The sequence below is a fragment of the Bifidobacterium breve DSM 20213 = JCM 1192 genome (assembly GCF_001025175.1).
Lineage (GTDB): Bacteria > Actinomycetota > Actinomycetes > Actinomycetales > Bifidobacteriaceae > Bifidobacterium > Bifidobacterium breve.
The window spans coordinates 755,862-777,677 of record NZ_AP012324.1; the positions used below are offsets into that span (position 1 = coordinate 755,862).

Consider the following 21,816-nt stretch of genomic DNA (forward strand, 5'->3'; position numbering starts at 1 on the left):
TCGTCGCAATGTGCTGGGCCGCGCGATTCGCAGCAATGGCGAGGTGAAGGCCATCACCGGAGGCGTGATTGGGCGTGACGACACCGGTCGTATGACGTGGCTCGCCTCGTGGCTTAAGGCCGGCAACCGGTACACCTTGGAGCAGATGCGCGCCAATCTGCCGGCTGATATGCGTCATGATCTGGAATACCGTGATGCCGTGGCCATTGCGTTCTTCGCCGCCTACATGCTGCCGCAAATCAATGGGCTGTTGATAGGTTTTGGTTCCGGCAATATTTTCCGCCGTCTCAATCGCGAGGCTCCCATCGGTGCGATCAGGCGTTCGATTCGCGACACGATGGAGGCTCGTGCGCACGGCATGCGTGCCTCTGGCCTGGAGGATCATTTTGCGGATCTGATGCGTGAAGCCGGGGCGCTTGATAACACGCCGGGCTTGGAAGCCGTGCATGGCGCCGAGCCGCTGCATTTGTATACTTCGACGTACTCGAGCGGCTATTTCTTCACGTGGGATAAGTCGTTGGCCTTCAATCAGGCACTGAAGTCCCTGAAAATCGAGGGCAATCTCAATCGTTTTGCCGCGGTGAGCGCCTGGCTGGAGCGCAATTCCTCGCGTGGGCTCAATCCCACGGAAGACACGGTAACCCGTGCCGAGGCCGCGCAGATCGATATGAAGCTCATCGAAAACCCCGCGATTATGGCGCTCAACCCGTATGACGGATCCGATGAACGCCGTGCGGTGCTGAGCCTGGTCAATGCGGCCGAGCACGCCGCAGACCGGATTCGTGAGGAGTTCCCCGACCCAAGGAATGCGGCGCCGAAAGCGGACGAATGGGTGTATCGACAGACATTGTCGTCCCTGCTGCGCAGATTGCGTCTACCGTATCGGTTTGATGTCGAGTTTCGTTCCCGACTGGATTCGGGGGAAGTGGCCATCGGCTTCACCACGGCGGGCACGTCGATGATGCCGGATAGCAGATATGACACCGAACGGCGCACGTGGAGAACGCTGAGCAGCGTCGAGCGCGCATCGATGAGCGCCTCCTACAACTTGCGCGTCGGCCTGATGATGGCGGCGCTGAGCTTCGGCACCAGTCAAGCCGTGCATCAGGTGTCTCTGCACATCGATTCCATCGGTTTGGAAGAGGCGATTGCCGAGCAGGACTCGGCCATCGAAGAGATGATGAGCGAGGCGTTAAGCGCTTTCGAGCATTTGCGCAGCGGCGATTTGGGACGTGTCAGTTCCAAGGCTGATCCCAAGGATGGCGATTTCCATGGCGATCCGACCCGACCGATCACGCATGAGGAGACCTTTGGGCAGCCGCCCACTGGCACCGGTGATGAGCAGCCTGCAACGGACGCGGAGACGGATGGGGCGGGCCCGTCTCAGCAGAATGCCGAAGACAGCGACGACAGCGCATCCATCGACTCCCAGTTCGAAGACCTTATGCGGGGCATAGATATTGACGAGATGGCTTTCGGCATGGCGTCGGATGACGGCAACGAAACCGAGAATGCGGGTGCGGGTGATGATCCGATGAGCGTGCTGCGCCGTAACCCCACCGTGCGCAACATGGTCACCGTCACATTCGCCAGGGATGCCTTCCTGCAACGTCTCGACACCGATGGTCTTGACCACCCTGAAGAAACCTACCGGATGTTTGGTGCGGTGATGGATGTCGACGGCGAGGGCGGACTCAAGCCCATCAACGCCGACTTCGACTTGGCCGATAGCCGGTTCTCGCCCGTCGGCTCCCAAGAGGAGCCGGAACTTGCCGACCGTCAGTTCAACGCGTCGACCGCGCGAGTACTGGGTGCGCAGAATAGCGCTGGTCTGGCGATTCAGCGTGTGGACCTGCTGCAGCATGGCGTCAATGCGTTCCACGACATCGCCCGTAATACGGAACTTGATTCCGTGGAGAAAGCGCAGCGGGCCATGCAGATCATCGAATCCATCAGCGATCCCGAACTGACGGGTCTGGCCTCGCAGGTCACCAGTGCGCTGATTGATGGCAACGATACGCCGGACTTTGTCTTCACTCTTGCCGACGAGCTGGATAAGGAACGTCTGCGCGCTCGCGATCTGCTGTTCTCCGGACAGGCCGATCAGGCCATTGAGATGGCCGAAGCGGCTGCGGCCCGTATGGACCAGACCTTTGCCATGGGGTCTGGAGTGCCACGATACTTCAATTCCTATGCCGAACGAGTGGTGTACAACCGCCTGTTCGCCACATTGGATGAGCGCACGGTTCTGATTCCTGACAATCTGTTCTATGCACATATGGAACTAGCTGATGTGCTGGGACAGCTCAAAGGCGCCAAAGCCGCGATTCCACACCTGAATCGTATGGTGGCCTACGCGCCCGCCTATCCGCTGTCGCACCTGAAATTGGCCATTCAACTGGCCCGCAATGAGGATTGGGATTCGGCGCGCGCCGCCTGCCTGAATGCCTTGCGAGTGGCTCTGGATCGTGATGATGCGGCGTTCGCCTATTACCGTTTCGCCTATGCGGAGTGGATGCTGGACCGATTCGATACGGCTGCCGCAGCCTACATTATGAGCGACCATATTGCACCTGGAGCAATCGGATCGCTGGAGAGCGAGTTACAGGAGCTGGTCTCCCGAGCCGATTCGCAATGCATCCGTGTGCCGGAATCGGTGGAGAGCGCGGCGCAAGTGTTGTCTTCGCATGATCTGCCGGTCTGGCCGCACATTGAAGTGGCCGATATCGTGCGTGATGCCGCTCGTGTATGCGTCGATGAGGGCATGTTTGTGCCTGCCCGCACGCTTTCGGTGGCTGTTGCCCGTATGAATGATGGCGAAGGCGACAATATCGACGTTATCCAGGCCCAATTCCTTCGTTCCCTTTCTGCGTAGCCGTTTCAGGGGGAGTTCGCCCGCTAGGATAGACAATCATGAGCACGAACGAACAGTTGGCATGGGATTTCGACGATGGGGATGCGGCCGAGGTCCGGCCCGACGAAGGCGTTACCCGCTTTGCCCCCGGTTCCGAGCAGTGGGTGGCCGCGCTTGACGCCACCGATGATGACGCGATGCGGCTCGATCGTCTTGACGTCAATACGCTCAATGCCGAGGTCGCGGCGCGTCTGTGGGCTCGTGTGGCCGCTTGGGTGGAGGCCGACCAGATCGCCTACTACATCGATGATGCGCCCGTCAGCTCCGATGCCGCCTATGATGCGCGCCTGCGTTGCCTGCAAAAGCTTGAGGCGGCGTTCCCCTCGCTGGACAATCCACAGTCGCCCACCCATCGAGTTGGCGGCTCGTTCTCCAACGATTTCACTTCCGTGCGGCATCCAAGCCGCATGATGAGCCTTGATGATGTCTTTTCTATCGAGGAACTCAAGGACTGGTACGATTCGGTGATTCGCGATCTCGATTGGCCGGACGGCAAGCCGTTGCCAATGAGCTGCGAGGTCAAAATCGATGGTCTGGCATTGAATCTCATCTATCGAGGCGGCGTGCTGGAGCAGGGGCTGACTCGTGGCGATGGCGTCACCGGTGAAGACATCACACTGAACGTGCGCACTATCGGCTCCATCCCGGCGCAGCTTGGTGGGCCTAAAGAGGATATTCCGGACTTCGTGGAAATCCGCGGCGAAGTGTTCATGCGTTGGGATGATTTTCATACACTCAATAACGAGCAGGAGGATGCAGGCCGAGCGCTTTTCGCCAATCCGCGCAACGCCGCAGCCGGTTCGTTGAGGCAGAAGGATCCGCGCATCACCGCCACTCGCCGGCTGAGCTTCTATGCGCATGGTTTAGGGCAGCTCACTTGGGGACCTGATCATCCTCGTGGCACCCATGACGTGATAGCCGACCAATCGCAAGCCTATGATTTGTATGCCAAGTGGGGCGTGCCGGTCTCTCCTCACAATCGTTCGGTCACGTCCTTCCATGAGATTCTCGACATGATCGATTACTACGGCGAGCACCGCGGTGATATCGAACATGCGCTTGACGGCATCGTCGTCAAGGTCGATGACCTTGGCCTGCAACGCACCCTTGGCGCCACTTCGCGGGCGCCGCGTTGGGCCATCGCCTATAAGTACCCGCCGGAAGAGGTCAATACTGAGCTGCTCAACATCACCGTGCAGGTGGGGCGTACTGGTCGTGTGACGCCGGTTGCGGTGTTGAAACCGGTGTATGTGGCCGGTTCCACTGTGGCTCGCACCACGTTGCACAATGGTTTCGAGGTCAAGCGCAAGGGCATTCTCATTGGTGACACGGTCGTGGTGCGCAAGGCCGGTGATGTGATTCCCGAACTGGTAGGGCCGGTGCTGGAGCGTCGCAAGGGGCGTGAGAGCGAACTGAGAGAATTCGTTATGCCCGAGTTCTGCCCGTCATGCGGCGCGAAACTGGCTCCCGCCAAGGAGGGCGATAAGGATATTCGCTGCCCGAACGTGGAAAGCTGCCCAGCGCAGCTCACCGAGCGTGTGATCTCGCTGGCCTCGCGCAAGGCCTTCGATATCGAGCATCTGGGCGAGCAGTCGGCCATCGCGCTGACCAACCCGGAGGAGAACCGTCCCGATTCTGTGGCGACCTATGCGCCGAATATCACGGAGATTCTGGTAGCTCCCGGTGAGGAACCGGACCCTTACGAGCCGGCTCCGGGATTGGCATTGCCGGCAGTGCAGCGGCCGGTGCTTTCGAACGAATCCGGACTGTTCGCCTTGACTGCCGTCGATTTGCGTGACGTGCAGGTGTGGCGTGAGGCTGCGATTGTCGAAGTGCATGAAGTGGTCGATGCCAACGGCAAGAAGAAGAAAGTGCGCAAGCGCGTGGGTGGCTCTGGCCTGTGGCATCAGGTGCCCGCTTTCTGGACGGCTCCTACGGCGGCCAAGAGACTTACCGCCAAGCAGTTGGCTGAGCGTGCGCAGGTGGCGACTGCTACGGCTGCTGCCGCGGAGGGAATCGAACCGGCTGTAGTGCAGTCGGCACGGGGGAGTGCATCGGACATCATGCCCGGCTCATCTGGCGAAGCCGCGGTTTTGTCTGATGCGAAGCCGGCCTTTGTCGCATCGCGCTACCCGGAATATGACGTGCCGGCTGATGCGGTTATCGTTCGCGTCGACCACAAAACCACGCGCACGGGCGTCACTGATGTGCCGGTGTATATCAGGCCCGGCGAGAATACGCGCAAGATGTTCGACGAGATGGACAAAGCCCGTCACGCGGACTTGTGGCGTGTGCTGGTGGCATTGTCCATTCGACGGCTCGGGCCTCCCACCGCGCGTCTGATTGCCTCCGCTATGGGTTCGTTGGGTGCCATTGAAAACGCCACGGTCGAGGATTTGACCGCCATCGATGGCGTCGGTCCGGAAATCGCCGAATCGGTGGTGAACTGGTTCGCCGCGGCCCGTGAACCCGGAGACTGGCGTGGCGAGACGTTGCGTGCGTGGCAGGCCGCCGGCGTGGGCGTTGACGTAGCGGAGACCAGTACGCTGCCGCAAACCTTGGCAGGTAAAACCGTGGTGGTCACCGGTTCCTTGGAAGGCTATTCTCGCGACTCCGCCAAGGAGGCAATCATTGAGCGTGGCGGTAAGGCAGCCGGTTCGGTGAGCAAGAAGACGGATTACGTGGTGGTCGGCGAAAACGCCGGCTCCAAGGCTGCCAAGGCTGAGGAACTCGGCATCCCCATGCTCAATGAGGCTCAATTCGCCCAACTCCTCGAAAACGGTAGCATCTGATTTCTTGGCTCCCTTCTCTGAGGCTGGACTGTTTGTAGATGAAGAGCGAACGACAGCGAGCCAGAGGATGCGAACGAAGTTTGTTCATAATTGCGGATGAGCTGTCGCATCAGACGACTGAGGAGAGTAACCATTGCGAGCCAAGGAGTGAATTCTCAACGCAGTCCTGCCCCAGTGTGACTTACTCCACTCTCTCTGGCATGCCGCCGCAACACACGCTAGGGTAGTACAGGTTCTTAAGGAGGATACGGATTTATGAGCGACGCACGTCAGATCGAAGCCGAGATCTATGAACGCCTGAGCAAGGTCATCGACCCTGAGCTTGGCCGTTCGGTCACCGACCTCGGCATGATTGCCGCCATCGAGGCCACGCCTGCTGATGCCAACGTTGACACTGATGCCTATGACGTCACCGTGCATGTCGAACTGACCGTTCCTGGCTGTCCGCTGAGCGAAACCATTACCAACCAGATCAACGGTGCAGTGAGCTCCTATCCTGGTGCACAGCTCAACACCCATATCGAAGTCGGTTCGATGAGCCGCGATAAGCTGGCTGACCTTGTTGCTGATCTCAAGGCCGAACGTAAACAGAACCCGTTCAGCAAGCCCGGAGTCAAGACCCGAATCTTCGCCATCGCCTCCGGCAAAGGCGGCGTTGGCAAGTCCTCGGTCACGGCGAACCTCGCCGCCACTTTTGCGGCACTTGGCTATGACACGGCCGCCATTGACGCGGATATCTATGGATTCTCTCTGCCGCGTCTGTTCGGCGTGCACACCCAGCCCACCAACCTGAACGGCATGCTTATGCCGGTCACCGCATGGGGTGTAAAGCTGATTTCCATCGGCATGTTCGCCGGTGCCGATCGCGCGATTCTCTGGCGTGGTCCCCGTCTGCAGCGATCTTTGGAACAGTTCCTCTCCGATGTATGGTGGGGCGAGCCCGACGTGCTTTTGCTTGATCTGGCTCCCGGCACCGGCGACATGGCCATCTCGGTGGCTCAGGCGTTGCCCAACGCCGAACTCGTGGTGGTCACCACCCCGCAGCCCTCCGCCTCCGACATCGCCGTGCGCTCCGGGCTGGTCGCATTGCAGGTGCCCATGAAGGTGCGCGGCGTGGTGGAGAACATGAGCTACTACGAGCATAAAGGTGAGAAGTTGGAGATTTTCGGCGCAGGCGGCGGCCAGCGCGTGGCCGAGCAGCTGACTGAGGCCTTGGGCTATGACGTGCCGCTGATGGCCCAGCTCCCGCTGGAGCCCGAGGTACGCGAGACCGGTGAGGCCGGACGCCCGGCGGTCCTGACCTCCGAGGGCGCTCTGCGCACTGATGGCATCGGCCAGACCTTCCGCAGCCTCGCCGAGCGCCTTATGGCGCTCTGATCTGCGCAGCGAATGATTCTCGATAAGAAAAGTGTGAGCCTCACATACTTGTAATCGCACATTGAATTGTGCGAATCATCTATTGGTGGATTTCAGACATCGTCGATGTCAGGTGACATACATTCCGATGAATTTCCTGCGCAACAATTTCTCGAAATAATCCTTGTTTTCGAGAAATCTTTGCACTGACGCTGCCTGAGCGCAAAGATCTCTCGAACAAAACCGCCATTTCGAGATTTTTTTGCACTGACAGACGCTTAGCACAAGAAATTCTCGAACAATGGGCTTTTTCGAGAAATTCTTGCGCTTATGTCCAATTACGTCAGAGGAATGCTTGTTATCCTCATGTGCGTTTGGGTGATAATGTGCATTTGGCTCACACTTTTCCCGCAGCGAACCATTTTGTGTGAGTGCATACGGGAAGACCCCCAACCGCTTCTGCGGTCGGGGGTCTTCTTGATGAGTAGTAGAACTCAGATGTGGAAGTAGAGCTCGTACTCGAGCGGGGTCGGAGCCAGGCGAGCCTGGTCGATCTCGTCGCGCTTGAGGCCAATCCAGGTCTCGATCAGGTCGTCGGTGAACACGTCGCCGGCGGTCAGGAAGTCGTGGTCCTCTTCCAGGGCGTCCATAGCCTCGGCCAAGGAGCTCGGCACCTGCTTGATGCCAGCGTGCTCTTCCGGCGGCAGCTCGTAGAGGTCCTTGTCGACCGGCTCCGGAGGCTCGATGTGGTTCAGGATGCCGTCCAGGCCAGCCATCAGCTGAGCGGAGAAGGCCAGGAACGGGTTGCAGGATGGGTCCGGAGCGCGGAACTCGATGCGCTTGGCAGCCGGGGAGGTGCCAGCCAGCGGAATACGGATGGCGGCAGAACGGTTACGAGCGGAGTACACCAGGTTGACCGGAGCCTCGAAGCCCGGAACCAGACGGTGGTAGGAGTTCAGGGACGGGTTGGTGAAGGCCAGCACGGAGGAGGAGTGCTTGATCAGACCACCGATGTACCAGCGAGCCAGGTCGGACAGGCCAGCGTAGCCCTTCTCGTCGTAGAACAGCGGCTTGCCGTCCTTCCACAGGGACTGGTGGCAGTGCATACCAGTGCCGTTGTCGTCGGCAATCGGCTTCGGCATGAAGGTTGCAGCCTTGCCAGCCAGAGCAGCGGTCTCGTGGACAACGTACTTGTACTTCATCAGGTCATCGCCTGCGTGCTGCAGGGTGTTGAAGCGATAGTTGATCTCCTGCTGACCAGCAGCGGCCACCTCGTGGTGGGAACGCTCGAGGATCAGACCGACCTTCTGCAGGTTGGCGACCATGTCGTCGCGCAGGTCCTGGGTGTGGTCGATCGGAGGAACCGGGAAGTAACCCTTCTTGACACGGTTCTTGAAAGCGATGTTCGGGGTGCCGTCCTCTTCGGTGTCAACGCCGGAGTTCCACGGAGCCTCGATGGAGTCAACCTCGTAGAAGGAACGCTGCATGGAGTTCTCGAAGCGAACCTTGTCGAAGATGAAGAACTCGGCCTCAGGGGCGAAGGAAGCGGTGTCGGCGATGCCGGTGGACTTCAGGTAAGCCTCGGCCTTGCCGGCGACCTGACGAGGATCGCGGGAGTACGGCTCGTCGGTCAGCGGGTCGACGATGGAGAAGGCCACGTCGAGGGTCTTGTGCTTGCGGAACGGGTCAACGAAAGCGGTCTCAACATCCGGGACCAGCTTCATGTCGGATTCGTTGATGGCCTGGAAGCCCTGAACGGAGGAACCATCGAACGGCATGCCGTCGGTGAAGGCGTCCTTCAGGAATTCGCTAGCCGGCACAGTGAAGTGCTGCTGAACGCCGATAAGATCGGTGAAACGGACGGAGACATACTCGATGCCTTCCTTGTTGATAAGGGCCTCGGCGTCTTCCTTGGACTTGAGTTCGGTCACGGGACCGCTCCTTTCATGTGGAATATAACGGTATCCATCGTAAAATCGCGCGTTTCGCCGGCTCGAAACTTGGGTTACGAGAATGTTTCGTGACTATGGACAGCAGCCGTCAAAGCGCGGTATTCCAAGGAAACGTCATTACGGAAAGGAAACGTGACCAATCGGGTGAATGAATACGGACGTCCGCAACGTGGACAGTGGGTATTGACAGATGGAGATGATGCTTATAGGGACGAATATAAGAGAATCCCCGCCAACCCAGGAAAGTCAGCGGGGATTCGTTACGGAATATGCGGCAGTCTATCAGCGGCCACGCATTGCGCGGCGGGAGATCTTCTGCGGGCGGTTCGGATCCATGCCCTTGGGGATGGAATAGCCCTTCTTGGACTGCAGCGTGTGCAGGCGCTCGTTCAGCGTTGTCGTCTCGGCCCTGGTCAGCAGGAAGCGGCGGCGCGGGTGAATCTTGGCTACCAGCGCGTTCTTGTGATTGGTGGGCTCGTAGCTCTTGGCTTTGGTCACCGTGCTGCGCAGCTTGTCCAGCGGAACCTGCTTGGGGCCGTGTCCCACGGCAATGCGGTACACGGGAATGGTGGAACCAGCAGTGACTCCCTTGATTTCATGCTCCTGGCGGTCCATGGCCTTCATCACGCGGCCGTACTCGCCTTCGCCGATGAGGTAGATGCCGTTCATCGAAGTACCGCGCCAGATGGCGTCCTTGGTCTTCGGGTCGATCCACACCGGCTCCTGCGGGAAGTCGAAACCGGCTTTCTGCATGTTGCTCAGCACGCCGATTGCGGCGCCGGGCTTGCCGTCGATCTGCTTGTAGCCGACCTTGTCTGCACGGCGGGTGAGTAGCATCGTGGCCAGCAGGATGCCGAGCATCACGGCGGTGATCATGGTGAAAATCCAGGTCAGCCAGGTCCACTTGGCAATCAGGCCGATAATGACCATGACGACCACGGGCAGCAGGAAAGCACCGGCCTCGAGCCACGGCAGGGCCTTGTCTTCCTTGGCCGTGTACTTGTAAATCTGGATGATCTGCTTGATTGTGCTCTGCTTCTTGGGCTTAGCGTCCTTTTCCGCCATCACTTCTTCCTTTTGCTGGGACGAAACACACTGGACAATATCTTATCAGGTGCGCTGGTCTGGCTCAGCGCGTGTGCAGCGGCCGGTCGTCGGCCTTCAGCAACGCCTCGCCGAGCGTTTCGCTGAATGTGGGGTGAGGATGGATGAGCCGGGCCGCGTCAGCCAGCGGCAATCGGTTACCAACCAATTGCTCGGCTTCGGAGATGATGTCGGAGGCCACGGGAGAAACCATGTGCACGCCAAGTACCCGTGGAGTGTCAGGGTCGGCAGCATCGCAGCCGGAGACGATAGTCAGTGAACCGGCTGTGCCGCTCATCAACATGCGGGCATTCGCCAGCATTGGGTAGATAGTCTCCTTGACCTCGAGGAGATTCTCACGTGCCTGCGCCTGCTCGATCGTCAGCCCCACCGATGCCGCCTCGGGTGAGGAGAACACGATTTGCGGAACGGTGTTCTCGTCAACCGGCTTGGGATTGAGACCCGCGATGGTTTCGGCGATGACGATGCCCTGTTCGAATGCGCGGTGAGCCAGTGCATGGCCCGGCGTCACATCTCCTACCGCCCATATGCCCGATTTGTTGGTGCGGCCAAACGCATCTGTGGCAACATGGCCGCTCTCCGTAAGTGCGACGCCCCATGATGGGTCAGCAACTGGTGTACGTCCAATGGCCGCCAGTGCAATCTCGCCCCATACGGATTGTTCGCTATCCTGCCCTTCATGTGTGTAATGCACGGTGGCACCCAGATTAGCGCCGGTATCCACATGGGTGACGATGGTATGAGTGATGACGTTCACGCCGCGACGCTTGAGCTCTCGGGTCAACGTTGTGCCGGCGCGACGATCCCACGTGGAGAGTACGCGATTCTTGCGAATCAACAACGTTACCTGTGAACCGGCCGCGTTCCACATCGAGGCAAATTCGAGAGCGATCGCTCCAGCGCCGATAATCACAGCGGATGAGGGGAACTCGTTGACTTCCAATGCCTGCGTGGAATCGATGAGCGCGCCGGCGAACGGATTGCCGGGCAGCGGACGAGGCTTGGCGCCGGTGGCTATGACAACGTTGCCGGCCGCCAGATCGAGACTAGCGCCGGTCGGCTCGGGGACGTCCGCCTTGTGATAAGTGAGAATCTCGGTTTGCCCAGGGGAAGGGACGAGATGAACAATATGCCGGGCGTTGTCTGCTGCATCGGTTTCTTCCGCATTGAAGGATGCGTCGGCGCGCAGCACAGTGATATTACGGTGCGCTAACAGCCCCGCCAAACCTTTGACCATGGTGTCCACCACGCGCAGCCGATAATCGCGCAAAGTGCCGAAGTCTATGCCGTTCACCGAGGCGTTGACGCCGAGTTCGGCCGCCCGATGGACGGTGTCGATGGTGTGCGTGGCGGTAATCAGTGCCTTGGAAGGAATGCAGCCGCGGTTCAGACAGGTGCCGCCCACGGTGGCGTCGCGCTCGATAAGGGCCACACTCATGCCAAGCTCAGCTGCGCGCAATGCGGTGGAATAGCCGCCGGGGCCGGCACCGATGATTGCCAAATCGAATTGTTCGTTCATATTGACCTCCTCGGCAGTATGTTTCGCAAACCAGTATGGCTCCCATCATAGGAAGCCATACTGGTTTGCGCTGTCAGCATTGCATAAAAAAATGGCTTCCTCGCAAGGAAGCCAGAAGATGAGTATCAGTCCGCAGGCCAGTGACCGCGTTTCGGGTAACGCGGCTTGGGGAGCCTCCAGCGGCGCATCTGAATGGCACGGCTCCACGCGTAGGAGAAGGAGCGAGATCCCTTCGACACAGACGACTCGCCATACTTGGCAATGAGCTTGGCCTTAAGCTTGCGCCACATCAGCCACACGTCGATGATTACGGCAATCAGGTAGCCATACATGCACAGCATCATGATGATGGATACCCACTGGTTCTGCACGAGAGACGTGACAAGCATGGACGCAATCAGGATCGCAAATGCCACGGGAATAAACCATTCGCCAAGGTTAAAACGGGCGTCCACGTAATCACGGATGTAAATGCGCCAAGGCAACCGTTCGGCCTTGGGCATGTGATTGATGTCGCCCTTCTGCATTGCCTCGTATTCGGCGTTTTCCTTCTCGCGTAGACGAGCCTTGGCGGCTTTTGCGCTGGCTTTGCGGTCCACCGGAACCAGCGGACGGATGCCGGCGGCCTGAGCCTGCTTCATCTTTGGAGTGGGACGGCCTTTCTTCTCGTTGGGTGCGGCCTTCTTCGTGGCTTCCTCAACGGGAACCTGAGCCTCTTCTTGTTTCTTGAACGGATTCCATGTCATGCTTTGAGGTTACGGTGACGTTCAGACACCCGACCATAAGGCGTAGCCATTGCAATAACGCCACTTACAACATATATAGAGGAGAACTACCATGGTCGCATTGACTGCCAACGAGATTCGTTCTCGTGTGGAATCCGACTGGAATCGCATCGTCAAGGTGTTGAGCGAGAAAGTGGCGCTGCAGTCGATTTCCGCCAACGGCATTACCGCCGAGCACATGAGGCGTTCCGCGCAATTCGTGGCCGATGAACTACGACTGGTCGGTGTGGATGCCAAGGTGGTGCAAGCCTCCAATGCGGACGGTACTCCAGGCGCGTGGGAAGTCATCGGCTCACACATCGTGAACCCGGATGCGCCCACCGTGCTGCTGTACGCACACCATGACGTGCAGCCCGTGCCGGATCCGGCCGAATGGAACACCGACCCGTTCGTGGCCACTGAGATCGATGGCCGCCTCTATGGCCGTGGTTCCGCCGATGATGGCGGCGGCATTGCCATCCATTCCGGCGCGCTGAAGGCCCTCGGCAATGACCTCAAGGTCAATATCAAGGTGTTCATCGAAGGCGAAGAGGAGATGGGCTCGCCGAGCTTCATCCCGTTCATCGAAGCCCACAAGGACGAGTTTGCCGCCGACGTCATCATCGTGGCCGATTCCGGCAACTGGTCGGCCGATATTCCCTCCCTGACCACCTCTCTTCGCGGCAATACCTGCGTGGATGTGACCGTCAAGGGTCTTGAACACCCAGTGCACTCCGGCCAATATGGTGGTCCGATCTTCGATTCCAATACGCTGGCCGCCCTGCTTATCGCCTCCATGTATGACGAGAACGGCGATCTGGCTGTGCCCGGCGTGGCTGCCGAAGAGCCGATCGGCGGCCTGCAGCGCGACCTCGACGAGACCACCGTGCGTGAGGATTCCGGTGTGGTTTCCGGCTACGAGTTCGCCGGCACCGGTTCCCTGGCTTCCCGCCTGTGGACCAAGCCGTCCGTGACCGTGATCGGCTTCGACGCGCACCCGGTCGAAGGCTCCTTCAATGTGATTTCCCCGGAGACTCGTTTCCGTCTGTCTCTGCGTACCGCGCCCACCCAGCGCCCTGAAGAAGCACAGGAAGCCTTGGCCGCGTTCCTTGAATCCCACGCGCCGTTCGGTGCCAAGGTCACTGTCGAGCGTGGCGAAAACGGCATGGGTTGGGCCATGGACCCGACCGCCATCGCCACCAAGGATGCGCTGGAAGCCATGACCGAGGCGTTCGGTGTGGAACCCATTAACAAGGGTGAGGGCGGCTCCATCCCGTTCATTCCCGAACTGCAGCGCATCTTCCCGTCTGCTCAGGTGTTGGTCACTGGCCCCGAAGACCCGAAGGCCAACGCACACAGCCCCAACGAGTCCATCTCCTTGCCGGGCTTGAAGAACAACGTGATTACCGAGGCCCTGCTGCTCGATAAGCTCGGTAAGTAGTTTTGTACTTTGAACCTTGGCTCATCACTCCACAGCGGCGCTGATTTGCCAAATAGCGGCATCGTGTCTTCACTGAGAGCCTCGCCACATTGCTTACCGAATCTATTGCCTTTGACGGTGGTTTGCTTTATAGTCGGGGAGTTGACACGGGAGCTGCCGACAGGCGGCTGAGAGGAGACGCATAGTCTCGACCGATGGAACGTGACCGGATAATGCTGGCGCACGGAATTGTCGCTCTTATTTACCCGTGCCTGAACCAATCGTGCAAGCTGCTGTGGTTTGCGTGAGAAGAGAAGAAAGGCACATCATGGCTGAAGCTGTGGCCAAGGTTAATTACAAGTGGCGCGTTGTCGATATCGTCGTCGCCGCTATTCTCGCCGTTGCATCCGGCGTCATCTTCTGGGGCTGGGACATCGTTTGCACCGCTCCGCTGACTTTGTTCGAAGGCGTGACCCCCGGTTTTGAAGGTCTGCTCAATGGATTCTGGCTGTTCGCCGGCCCGCTTGCCGCCATCATCGTGCGCAAGCCCGGTGCGGCACTGTTTGCTGAAACCCTTGCTGCTTTCCTCGAACTCACCCTGGGCAACCAGTGGGGCGTCGGCGGCTCGCTGATCGTCGGCATCATCCAGGGTCTGGGCGCCGAGATCGGCTTCGCCGTTTTCGCTTGGAAGAAGTGGAACCTCGGCACCACCATCCTTTCCGGTGCGCTTGCCGGCGTTGGCTGCTGGGCCTACTACTGGGCCACCAACCCGGGCTGGAACGCCATGCGTGTCACCTGGTACCTGGTGGGTTCCATCATCTCCGGCATCGTGATTGCCGGCGTGGTGGTCTGGTACCTGTCCCGTGCGCTCGCCGCCACTGGCGCGCTTGAGCGTTTTGAATCCGGACGCAGCAAGGCACGCGTCTGATGCAGGTCGATCCGGCTGCGGTAGAGGCTAGCGGCTGGGGCTGGCGGCACGCCACGCGCAAGGATTTCGCGTTGCGTGCCGTCGATTTCACCATCCGGCCAGGTGAACGTGTGCTCTTGCTCGGCGCTTCAGGCGCGGGCAAAAGCACAATGATGGCCGGTCTCGCGGGTGTGCTGGGCGGCGATGAGGAAGGCGAGCAGGAAGGCTCGCTCACCATCGACGGTGTTGACGCGCGCGAGGCGCGAGGCCTCGTGGGACTGGTGCTTCAGGACCCGGACTCGCAGATCATTCTTGAACGACTGGGCGATGACGCGGCGTTCGGCTGCGAAAACCTCAACGTGCCACGTGAGGAAATCTGGCAGCGTGTGCGCGAATCGCTGGATATGGTCGGTCTCGGAGGACTCGAACTGGGCCGCTCCACCCGTCATTTGTCCGGCGGACAACGGCAGCGGCTCGCTCTGGCCGGCGTACTGGCCATGAAGCCCGGCCTGTTGTTGCTGGACGAACCGACCGCCAACCTCGATCCCGAAGGCGTGGTCGAAGTGCATGATGCGGTCAAAAAGGTCATCGAGACCACCGGCCAGACCATGGTGGTGGTCGAACACCATATCGACGTATGGCTTGATTTGGTGGACCGCGTGATCGTGCTCGGTCGACCCGATGCCGATTCTCAGGCTGGAGCGGTTATCGCGGACGGCAAGCCCGATGAGGTATTTGCGCAGATGGGCGACGTTCTGGCCGCCGGCGGCGCGTGGGTGCCGGGACGTGCGATTCCCGATTGTCGTCCCGACGATGAAACCCGCGGAGAAACGGTGCTCAGTACCGAGAACCTCAGCTTTGGACGCGGCACGGCGCTGGGTACCGGCATCAATCTGGATTTCCACGCCGGCGAAGTCACGGCACTGATGGGGCCGAATGGTGCGGGCAAATCAACCATGGCACTGACCTTGGCGGGTCTGCTGAAGCCGATTGATGGCAAAGTGCTGATTGCGGACAGTCTGAAACCGCCGCACGCCGGTCAAGAACCCATCAACTGGAAAAGCAAGGAACTGCTGGGGCGTATCGGCATGGTGTTCCAGGAGCCCGAACATCAATTCGCGTCTAACTTCGTGCGCGACGAGGTGGCCATCGGACCCAAATCGATGGGACACGGTGAAGACGAGGCTTACCAGACCGCGAATCGTATGCTCGAGCAGATGAACCTCACCCGCTTCGCCAAAGCGAACCCCTACACCTTGTCCGGCGGAGAAAAGAGGCGTCTGTCTGTGGCATCCATGTTGGCCGCCGCTCCCAAGGTACTGGTGATGGATGAGCCGACATTCGGGCAGGACTTCAGCACCTGGACCGAAATGGTGAAGCTGATTGCCTCGATTCGCGATCAGGGATCATGCGTGATCATGGTGACGCACGATGAGGCGCTGGTTGACGCGCTGGGCGCGCGACGGGTGATGTTCGAGGAGACACGGGCATGAGCGACATGATTCGATTCGTTACTGATGATGCCGGTGCCGGAGCCTCTGAGGATACGATGTCCGGGAACGCAGCGGCAAAGCCGGCAAGTGCGGCGGTCACTGTCGCGGTAAGCGATGTGGTGACGGTCAGTGCGCAGGAGACGCGCGTGGAACCGGTCAGAGCCTCTTCGCCTTCCTGGTTTGTGGCGCGTATCAACGCGGTCAGTCGCATTATCGGCGCGTTGCTACTGTGCATTCCGATGTTTATCAGTCTGGATGTGGTGTCCGCATCGGTGGCGCTGGGCATCGAATTCGCGCTGCTGTGGATTGGCGGCGTGGCACCTTGGACCGTATGCCGCAAAACCTGGCCGGTATGGGTTGCCGCAGCGGGCAGCTTCATTTCCGTGTTCCTCTATGGACGTACTTCAGGCGAGATTCTGTGGCAAAGCGGCTGGATCGTCATCAGTGAAGGATCCATATATCTCGCCATCGCTACTGCCATCAGGGTGGCGGCGATCGCCGTACCGGGCGTGATTCTGGCGTTGGGACTTGACCCCACCGATCTGGCTGACGGACTGGTGGAGATTCTGCATTTCTCGCCGCGATTCGTATATGGAGGTCTGGCCGGACTGCGCATGTTCACCCTGCTGCAGGAGGACTGGCGAGCACTCGGTCTGTCCCAGCGCTCGCGCGGCCTCGGTGACGGTAACGCCATAGCGCGTGCGCTTTCCCAGGCATTCGGCCTGCTGGTGCTCTCCATTCGCCGTGCCACCAAGCTTGCCACCGCTATGGAAGCACGCGGCTTCGGCTCCAATGCCCCGCGCTCGCAAGCGCGCATCGCCCGCTTGAAGCCCATCGACTGGCTCTTCTACGCCATCTGCCTAGCCGTCCCGTTGGTCTCCCTAGGCGTTGCCATTGGTACCGGGAATTGGCACTTCGCTTTTCAGGGTGTCTGAAAGACAACGTAATGACCCGGCAGTAGGGTAGTGACCATGCCCATCACGCCTAAGATTCTTGATAATCCGAAGTCCGACCGTGTGCGCCGTATCACCGATTTGGCCCGCGCCAAAGGCCGGGAACGTTCGGGCCGCTTTCTTATCGAAGGCCCTCAGTCCGTACGCGAAGCCGTCACATGGCGGCCTGACGTAGTGCAGGATTTGTATGTGGAAGTCGCACAAGCGCTGGATCATCCGCGCATCGTTTCCTCCACGCTGGAGAGAATCGTCGAAGCGTCACAGGATGCCACCATTTATGTTCATCAGTGCACTGGCGATGTGATTCGTCGTATCAGTGCGGATGCCCAAGGCATTCTGGCGGTGGGCAATGCGCAGGCCATGCAGTCGGATGTCGATGACCTCGCCTTGGATACCGCAGATTATGCTCCGCGGATTGCCGCATTCTGGCAGGTGCGTGATCCGGGCAATGCGGGTACGGTGATTCGCGCGGCTGATGCCGCAGGCTGCGATGCCGTCATATTCGTGGATGATTGCGTGGATGTGCTCAATCCCAAGGTCATCCGCTCCACTGCGGGATCCTTGTTCCACCTACCGGTGTTCACCATGCGTACGAATGAATTCTTTGATTGGACTTCCGACCATCATGTGGACGTGTGGGCCGCTGACGTATACGGTACCGAGAAACGCAAGCCGGAAAGCCTGCCCGCGGTATTGGCGGACAAGGCAGCGGTAAGCATGTCTCAGGCTGTGCTGTTCGGCAATGAAGCGCGTGGATTGGAGCCGGAGATCCTTGAACGATGTGGCCGCATCGTCTCCATTCCGCTCTATGGAAAAGCCGAATCGCTGAACCTTGGTACTTCGGCCGCGGTGATGCTGATGTCGCTGGCTATGTCGGGTCATATTGAAAGAATGTGAAATCGGTAAAAAACGCTAGAAATGCTGAGAAATCATCAGATGAAAGGGTTCTCGTGGCAGAACAAATGGTGTTCGACGCCGACCAGGTGACCGCAGCGGTCGCCGAGGGCATCGAGAAGATCCAGCACGCCTCCAACCTGGAGGAACTCAAGGCCATCAAAACACAGTACGCAGGCGCCGATTCGGCGATGACCCAGGCCAGCAAGGCCATCGGTTCCCTGCCGGCCGATCAGAAGAAGGAAGCCGGCAAGCTGATGGGCAAGCTACGCGCCGATTTCGGACGCGCCTTTGGCCCCAAGGAGAAGGAACTCAAGGAAGCTGCCGAACAGGCCGCCCTTGCCGCCGAAACCGTGGACATGACGCTGCCTGTGAACCGTAAGCCTTTGGGCGCCCGTCATCCGCTGGCCAAGTTGATGGAAGACGTCGAGGACTTCTTCATCTCCATGGGCTGGCAGATTTCCTCCGGCCCGGAAATCGAAGCGGAATGGTACAACTTCGATTCCCTGAACTTCGGCCCGGATCACCCGGCCCGCCAGATGCAGGACACCTTCTACGTCAAGGGCAACCAGGCCAAGGACGCTGCCGGCTTCGTCGGCTCCAACATGGTGGTGCGTACCCAGACCTCCTCCGATCAGGTTCGCGCCCTGCTGACCCGCGGCGTGCCTCTGTATATCGCCAGCCCGGGCCGCGTGTTCCGCACCGACGAGCTCGATGCCACCCACACCCCGGTGTTCCACCAGTGCGAGGCCCTCGCCGTCGACAAGCACCTGACCATGGCTGACCTGAAAGGCGTGTTGGACAAGCTCGCCGTCGCCATGTTCGGTCCCGAGGCCAAGACCCGACTGCGCCCGAGCTACTTCCCGTTCACCGAGCCGAGCGCCGAACTCGACCTGTGGTTCCCCGATAAGAAGGGCGGCCCCGGCTGGCTCGAATGGGGTGGCTGCGGCATGGTGAACCCGAACGTGCTGAAGTCCGCGGGCATCGACCCGGAGGTCTACACCGGCTTCGCGTTCGGCGTGGGCATGGAGCGTACGCTTCTGCTGCGCAGCGACATCAACGATATGCATGATTTGGTTGAAGGCGACGTGCGTTTCGCCGAACAGTTTGTGATGGGGGAGTGAATTACCCATGCCTATGATCGACATCGATTGGCTCAAGGACCACGTCGAGGTCCCCGAAGGCCTGACCTATGAACAGCTTGCCAAGGACCTCGTCAAGGTGGGCCTTGAAGAAGAGGAGATTCACTCCTCCCAGGTGACCGGCCCGATCGTGGTCGGCTACGTGGTGGACGCCACTCCCGAACCGCAGAAGAATGGCAAGGTCATCAACTGGTGCCACGTGGACTGTGGCGACGAATGGAACGAGACCGACGAGAACGGCAACAAGGTGCCGCGCGGCATCATCTGCGGCGCACCCAATATGAAGGCCGGCGAGAAGGTCGTCGTCACCCTGCCTGGCGCCGTGCTGCCCGGCGACTTCAAGATTGAGCCGCGCAAGACCTACGGCCATATCTCTAACGGCATGTGCGCATCCGAGCGTGAACTGGGTCTTGGCGACAACCACAACGGCATCATCCTGCTACGTGAGTACGGCTTCTCTGAGGCCGAATACGAAGCTCTGAAACCCGGCCAGGACGCCATGCACCTGCTACATCTCGACCAGCCGCTGCTCGAGATCAACATCACCCCGGACCGTGGCTACACGCTGTCTTACCGTGGCGTTGCCCGCGAGTACCATCACTCCACCGGTGCCGCCTACACCGATCCGGCCATCGCGCTGAACGAGAAGGCTCCGGAGCCTGCTGATTACCAGCCCGGCACTCCGGTGGACATCGACATTGAGATTGATGACAACAACCCGATTCATGGCGTTCCCGGTTGCGATCGTTACTACGCTCGCGTCGTCAAGGGCTTCGACCCCAACGCCCACACGCCCAGCTGGATGCGTCGCCGCCTGATTCGTGCTGGCATGCGCTCCATCTCGCTGGCCGTGGACGTGACCAACTACGTGATGCTCGATCTCGGTCAGCCGATGCACGCCTACGACCTCGATAAGCTCGAGGGCCCAATCGTTGTGCGTCGTGCCAACGAGGGTGAGAAGCTCACCACGCTGGACGGCAAGGAACATGACCTGAGCACTGAAGATTTGCTCATCACTGATTCGCCGAATGGCGAACGCGGCTCGCGTATCCTCGGCCTTGCCGGTGTGATGGGTGGACTGTACGGCGAGGTGACCGCCGACACTAAGAACATCCTGCTGGAGGCCGCGCACTTCGATCAGGTGACCATCGCCCGTTCCGCTCGTCGCCACAAGATTCCGTCTGAAGCATCCCGTCGTTTCGAGCGTGGCGTCGACACCGAGCTGCAGCCTGCTGCGGCTCAGATGGCCGCCGAGCTCATGGCCAAGTACGGTAACGGCGAGCCCAGCGAGCATCCGAACGATGTGGATAACACGCCGCGTCCGAAAGTCATTCACTTCAAGGCTTCCGAAGTGGCCCGTGTGGCCGGTCTCGATGTGGACATCAACCGCATCTCCGACATTCTCACCGACATCGGCTGCGTTGTGGCCGGCGGCGGCAACGGCGAATTCTCCGTCACCGCGCCGAGCTGGCGTCCAGATCTGGGTGAACCGTGTGATCTGGTCGAGGAAATCGCCCGACTGGTCGGCTACGACCAGATTCCGGTCACCGTGCCGCCTGCACCGGTCGAGGGCCTTGTGGGCCTGACTCCGGATCAGACTCGCCGCCGTCGCGTGGCGGACGAGCTGGCCGAATACGGCATGGTCGAGGCGCTGAGCTACCCGTTCGTCGGTGACGACGATTACCGCGCTTTCGGCTTCGACCCTGAAGCCACCAAGAAGGTCAGCGTCGAGATCGCCAACCCGCTCTACGGCGATCGCCCGTACCTGCGTCGTGACATTCTGCCGACCTTGGCCACCACCGTGCAGCGCAATATTCGCCGAGGCATCGAAAACGTGTCCCTGTATGAACTCGGCCATGTCTATCTGTGGGATCCGAACGCGCCCGCAATCCCGGCTCTGCCCGGTGGCGTGCGCCCGACCGATGAGCAGCTGGCAGCGCTGGACGCCGGTCTGCCGGATCAGCCCGACCACGTGGCCGGCATCCTGACCGGTCTGGCTGAAGACGATGGCTGGCTGGGCGGCAAGCGTCCGGTCGATTGGTCGGACGCCGTTGAAGCCGTGCATCGTCTTGCGGATCGCATCGGTGCGAAGATCGTGCTTGATCAGCCTGCGGCCGAAGATGTGCCTGCACAGTGGCATCCGGGCCGTGCTGCCCGCGTCATGGTGGGCGACGTGTTCACCGGTTGGGTCGGCGAACTGCATCCGCGCGTCAACGAGGCACTTGGCTTCCCGGCGCATTCCGCGGCGTTTGAGCTGAACCTTACCGCGCTGTTCGGCACCCTGACCGGCAAGCCGGTGCAGGCCAAGCCGATTTCCAGCTTCCCGCCAGTCAAGCAGGATTTGGCCTTTACCGTGGATGCGTCGGTGACTGCCGATCAGCTGGAAGCAGTGATTCGTGAGGCGGCTGGTGCCAACCTCGAGTCCATCGAATTGTTCGACGTGTTTACCGGCGAGCAGGTGGGTGAGGGCAAGAAGTCCCTGGCCTACGCTGTGGTGTTCCGTTCTCCGGACAAGACCCTGTCCGCCGATGACAGCGACGCCATCCGCCAGGCTATCGTGGCCAAGGCCGCCGATCTCGGCGCCCAGCTGCGCGCCTGATCACTGT

The 21,816-nt window shown here is 60.0% G+C and carries 13 protein-coding genes and 1 pseudogene; 10 read left to right on the forward strand and 4 right to left on the reverse strand.

All coding sequences use genetic code 11. The features are described from left to right. Positions 1–43 precede the first annotated feature (43 nt). From BBBR_RS03090 to BBBR_RS03100, 3 genes and pseudogenes are all read left to right on the forward strand, one after another. A pseudogene (locus tag BBBR_RS03090) lies at positions 44–2,875 on the forward strand (tetratricopeptide repeat protein); the annotation flags it as partial. Positions 2,876–2,913: 38 nt separating this feature from the next. Next, the gene (gene ligA / locus BBBR_RS03095; protein WP_003828762.1) at positions 2,914–5,706 is read left to right on the forward strand and encodes an NAD-dependent DNA ligase LigA; all 2,793 of its coding nucleotides are present in this window, start codon (positions 2,914–2,916) and stop codon (positions 5,704–5,706) included. Positions 5,707–5,961: 255 nt separating this feature from the next. Beyond that, positions 5,962–7,083: an Mrp/NBP35 family ATP-binding protein gene (locus BBBR_RS03100; protein WP_003828763.1), complete on the forward strand. Its 1,122-nt coding sequence runs from the start codon at positions 5,962–5,964 to the stop codon at positions 7,081–7,083. A 473-nt stretch (positions 7,084–7,556) separates the two neighbouring features. Here the strand turns inward: BBBR_RS03100 and glnA are convergent, their stop codons facing one another. From glnA to BBBR_RS03120, 4 genes are all read right to left on the reverse strand, one after another. Beyond that, a complete protein-coding gene (gene glnA / locus BBBR_RS03105) occupies positions 7,557–8,993 on the reverse strand; it encodes a type I glutamate--ammonia ligase (RefSeq protein ID WP_003828766.1) in 1,437 nt (478 codons plus the stop codon). A gap of 303 nt (positions 8,994–9,296) precedes the next feature. Continuing rightward, entirely contained in the window at positions 9,297–10,079 is a 783-nt protein-coding gene (locus BBBR_RS03110; RefSeq protein WP_003828768.1) for a DUF4191 domain-containing protein, read from the reverse strand. 64 nt (positions 10,080–10,143) lie between these two features. Further along, positions 10,144–11,637, reverse strand: coding sequence for a dihydrolipoyl dehydrogenase family protein (locus tag BBBR_RS03115; protein ID WP_003828769.1), 1,494 nt, complete (start codon positions 11,635–11,637; stop codon positions 10,144–10,146). A gap of 125 nt (positions 11,638–11,762) precedes the next feature. Further along, on the reverse strand, positions 11,763–12,383 hold the full coding sequence (locus BBBR_RS03120) for a DUF3043 domain-containing protein (protein ID WP_003828771.1): 621 nt from the start codon (positions 12,381–12,383) through the stop codon (positions 11,763–11,765). 91 nt (positions 12,384–12,474) lie between these two features. Between BBBR_RS03120 and BBBR_RS03125 the strand changes: the two genes are divergently transcribed. The 7 genes from BBBR_RS03125 to pheT all read left to right on the forward strand — a co-directional run bounded on the left by BBBR_RS03125 (position 12,475) and on the right by pheT (position 21,809). Beyond that, positions 12,475–13,842, forward strand: coding sequence for a dipeptidase (locus tag BBBR_RS03125; protein WP_003828773.1), 1,368 nt, complete (start codon positions 12,475–12,477; stop codon positions 13,840–13,842). A 307-nt stretch (positions 13,843–14,149) separates the two neighbouring features. Further along, complete coding sequence (locus BBBR_RS03130; RefSeq protein ID WP_003828776.1) at positions 14,150–14,749, forward strand: ECF transporter S component; 600 nt, start codon at positions 14,150–14,152, stop codon at positions 14,747–14,749. Next, positions 14,749–16,221, forward strand: coding sequence for an ABC transporter ATP-binding protein (locus tag BBBR_RS03135; RefSeq protein WP_003828778.1), 1,473 nt, complete (start codon positions 14,749–14,751; stop codon positions 16,219–16,221). Before BBBR_RS03130 ends, BBBR_RS03135 begins: the two co-directional genes overlap by 1 nt. A 56-nt stretch (positions 16,222–16,277) precedes the next feature. Next, on the forward strand, positions 16,278–17,156 hold the full coding sequence (locus tag BBBR_RS03140) for an energy-coupling factor transporter transmembrane component T family protein (protein WP_047928367.1): 879 nt from the start codon (positions 16,278–16,280) through the stop codon (positions 17,154–17,156). Positions 17,157–17,192: 36 nt separating this feature from the next. After that, on the forward strand, positions 17,193–18,071 hold the full coding sequence (locus BBBR_RS03145; protein ID WP_003828782.1) for a TrmH family RNA methyltransferase: 879 nt from the start codon (positions 17,193–17,195) through the stop codon (positions 18,069–18,071). 53 nt (positions 18,072–18,124) lie between these two features. Further along, positions 18,125–19,192 carry a phenylalanine--tRNA ligase subunit alpha gene (pheS, locus tag BBBR_RS03150; RefSeq protein ID WP_025262887.1) on the forward strand — a complete coding sequence of 356 codons (1,068 nt, stop codon included), beginning with the start codon at positions 18,125–18,127 and terminating at the stop codon, positions 19,190–19,192. A 7-nt stretch (positions 19,193–19,199) separates the two neighbouring features. After that, a complete protein-coding gene (gene pheT / locus BBBR_RS03155) occupies positions 19,200–21,809 on the forward strand; it encodes a phenylalanine--tRNA ligase subunit beta (RefSeq protein ID WP_003828785.1) in 2,610 nt (869 codons plus the stop codon). Positions 21,810–21,816 lie beyond the last annotated feature (7 nt).